At 60.8% G+C, this 3,130-nt stretch carries 4 protein-coding genes; 2 read left to right on the top strand and 2 right to left on the bottom strand.

What is annotated here, in order from left to right:
- Positions 1–113: 113 nt before the first annotated feature.
- Together EOA27_RS29210 and EOA27_RS29205 are read right to left on the bottom strand one after the other, a co-directional pair.
- Positions 114–1,142 carry an IS110 family transposase gene (locus EOA27_RS29210; protein WP_127257853.1) on the bottom strand — a complete coding sequence of 343 codons (1,029 nt, stop codon included), beginning with the start codon at positions 1,140–1,142 and terminating at the stop codon, positions 114–116.
- Between the two features lie 304 nt (positions 1,143–1,446).
- Positions 1,447–2,199, bottom strand: coding sequence for a group II intron maturase-specific domain-containing protein (locus EOA27_RS29205; protein WP_281059489.1), 753 nt, complete (start codon positions 2,197–2,199; stop codon positions 1,447–1,449).
- On the opposite strand from EOA27_RS29205, the gene EOA27_RS29200 reads away from it, so the two are divergent.
- The gene (locus EOA27_RS29200) at positions 2,187–2,516 is read left to right on the top strand and encodes a hypothetical protein (protein ID WP_127212758.1); all 330 of its coding nucleotides are present in this window, start codon (positions 2,187–2,189) and stop codon (positions 2,514–2,516) included. The genes EOA27_RS29205 and EOA27_RS29200 overlap by 13 nt on opposite strands.
- Positions 2,517–2,662: 146 nt before the next feature.
- A partial coding sequence (locus tag EOA27_RS29195; RefSeq protein ID WP_145970598.1) for a recombinase family protein occupies positions 2,663–3,130 on the top strand: 468 nt, incomplete at its 3' end.

Below are 3,130 nucleotides of genomic sequence, written 5' to 3'. Positions count from 1 at the left end.
GGTTCGGTACGTCATTCTGGTTTTCCTGACCCCGATCTGATCGATCATTTGCCCATGCGGTTAAGGCCTTCCTCACATCCCCGACGGACCGGTTCAGGTGTGCTGCAGAATGCTCATGCAGGCACCGTTGCCGGATTCTGGTAATCCTCTTCCTTTGTCAGCATGGCCCAGAGGCCACGCGCCATCTTGTTGGCCAGCGCAATGGCCACGAGCATGCGCGGCTTCTTCGGCATCATGCGCGCGAGCCAGGAGCCCTCGGGCGCGCCCTTCCGCGATGCCCATCGGACCACAGCCATGGCTCCAATGATGAGCAGGCGTCGAATATCGCATTGGCCCATCTTCGAGGTTTTTCCCAGTCGTTGCTTGCCGCCGGTCGATTTTTGCAACGGGACGAGCCCAAGCCAGGCGGCGAAGTCACGGCCGCATTTGAACGTCTCCATCAGGGGCGCGAAAGTTTCGATCGCCAGTGCGGCGATGGGGCCAACGCCGGGCATGGTTTGCAAGCGCCGGGATGCCTCAGCCTCCCTCGACAAAGCATCGATCTTCTTCTTCAGTGCGTCGATCCGGCCAGTTAGCTGACAGATCCGGTCCAGCAGATCGCGGCAGATTTCGCGGGCCAGATCAGGCAGATTGGCATTCTCGTCCTCAACGAAGCCTTCAAGTCGGTTCAGATAACGAATTCCCTGCGGCGTGATGTGGCCGAACTCATAAAGGTGCGCACGCAATGCGTTGACCAACTCAGTGCGCTGATTGACCAGCTGTTCCCGGGTGCGAAACAGTATGGACCGAGACTGCTGCTCCTCGGTTTTCGGTTCGACGAAGCGCATCGTTGGCCGTTGCGCTGCTTCGACGATCGCCTCCGCATCCGCTGCGTCGTTCTTCTGCCGCTTGATGAACGCCTTGACATAGCGAGGTGCAATCAGCTTCGGCTGGTGGCCAAGCCGGACCATCTCGCGCGCCCAATCATGGGAGCCGGCGCACGCCTCCATCGCCACGACACATGCCGGATGACCCGCCATGAATTTGCAAAACTGCAGGCGCGACAGCTTCTTGCGAAATACGACTGATCCGTCAGCTGCCGCCCCGTGCAGTTGAAAGACGTTCTTTGCCAGATCGACCCCGATGACGGTAACCTTTTCCATGGATGCCTGCCTCTCCTTGCGTGGCGCTAACACCACAAACTTGTCGGGTAGGCGGGGTCGTTGCCGATCCCCGCCCCCCACAGATCCGGACGTGCAGATTTCCCGCATCCGGCTCCTCACAGGCCAGTTTCGCTCATGGACTGCGTAGAGTCGAGATGTGGCGCGGTGGCGGTAGGTTGAACATATCTGTTTGCCGCCTCTTTCGTCTGGCGGTGCCTCACTGGTTCGACCATGGCTCCGTTTCCACACCCCGCTCATCGAACCGGACATGCAGATCTCCCGCATCCGGCTCTCGGACAAGATCTCACGCCTTCGCCCACGGCACGTCGCGCCCAAGCTTTGTCAGACGTACGAGCCCAATATGCTCGTAGAGGTGCGAGTCTAGATAGGCCCCGCCCTTGCGTCGTCTGGTCTTGTGCTTGAGGCGCAACCACCGGCGCAACCGCACCGCTGTGTAGCTGTCGAGCGCTCGGTATGCTCTGCTGGTGGTCCCTACAGAGAAGTAGTTGGCCCACCCACGCAACGCCCGGTTCACCTTGGCCACCAGCTTTGTGGTCTCTTGCCATGTCGTTCGGCGTTCGGTGAGCGCGTGGATATTCTCCACAGCCCGCCTGATGCTTTTCCTCGATGGTCGGTAGCCCAGACGGGCTTTGCCAGTCGTCGGAGAATACATCCGTCCGAACGAGTATCCCAGAAAGTCGAACTCGCCTTCCGGCACCTTGCAGATTCGTGTTTTGTCCTCGTTCACCGTCAGCTTCAGCTTGCCCATGATCGCGCGCAGTTGATGCAGCGCCGCTTCGGCGTTACCCCTCCTGCACAGGATCACAAGGTCGTCGGCGTAGGTGACGAGGCGAGTGCCGAGGCTTTGCTCAAGGCCGAGCTTCTTCCATCCCAACACGAACCGGCGCATGTACAGATTTGCCAGCAATGGTGAGATCACTCCCTGAACGCAAAAGGTAACTTTGTGTTTGATCGGTCGATTTCGCTCGATCGTTCTCGTTCTGTGCTTGACTGTCGTCGCAAAAGGTAATACGCATATGTCACATGCCGCGCTCAACGGATTTGCAGAAGACCGAACGGATCAATGCGGCCCATGGGTTGCTTGCGCGTGGGCTGAGCGTGGCGGAGGCAGCCATGGCGTTGTCGCGTCAATTCACCATGTCCCGACGTCAGGCCTATCGGTATATCGAGGAGGCGCAGGCGATCGGCCGGCCGGTGCCAGTGACCGAGCCGACGGAGGCGGTGACGTTCAAGCTGGCGCCCAGTTTGGTCGATGCGATTCGAGCGCGGGCGGCGGCGGAAGGAACGACGATCAGCGCCATGGTGGATCGGGCGCTTCGGGCTTTTCTCGGCGAAGCCGACGGCCATGGCTGAGCGGCGGGAGAGCGATGTTCGCAGCGTCCTTCTCGAGCCTGTCTTTGACCGCCTGCTGCCGGCCAAATTGGCACAGGTCTACGGAATCCTGGTTGCGGAGCGGGTTCGCATCGTCGGCCCGGGTCCGCGGCTAAGGGAGGGAAGCGATGACGTGCGCAGCAATTTATGCTCGGGTGTCCTCCGACCAGCAGAAGGAGGACAACACGATTGCCAGCCAGACGGCGGCGCTGATCGCATTCGCCCGCGAGCAAGGATTCAGCGTGCCCGATGACTGGATCATCGAAGACGCGGGGTTCAGCGGTGCCAGCCTGGCGCGGCCGGGGCTGGAGAGACTGCGCGACTTGGCGGCCGAGGGACACATCCAGGCTGTCTTGATCCATTCCCCGGATCGGTTGAGCAGAAAATATGCTTACCAGTTTCTCTTGATGGAGGAGTTCGCCCGCCGCGGTGTCGAGACCGTCTTCATCAAAGCGCCGCATGCCGACACCCCGGAAGACCAGCTGATGCTGCAGTTCCAGGGCATGATCGCCGAGTACGAACGGGCCCAAATTCTCGAACGCTCGCGGCGCGGCAAGCGCCACCGGGCCAAGGCCGGCGAAGTCTCCGTGCTGTGT

Origin of the sequence: Mesorhizobium sp. M2A.F.Ca.ET.037.01.1.1 (genome assembly GCF_003998075.1) — a bacterium.
GTDB lineage: Bacteria > Pseudomonadota > Alphaproteobacteria > Rhizobiales > Rhizobiaceae > Mesorhizobium.
The sequence above is the reverse complement of the archived record's forward strand: the minus strand, read 5'-3'. Positions and strand labels throughout refer to the sequence as shown.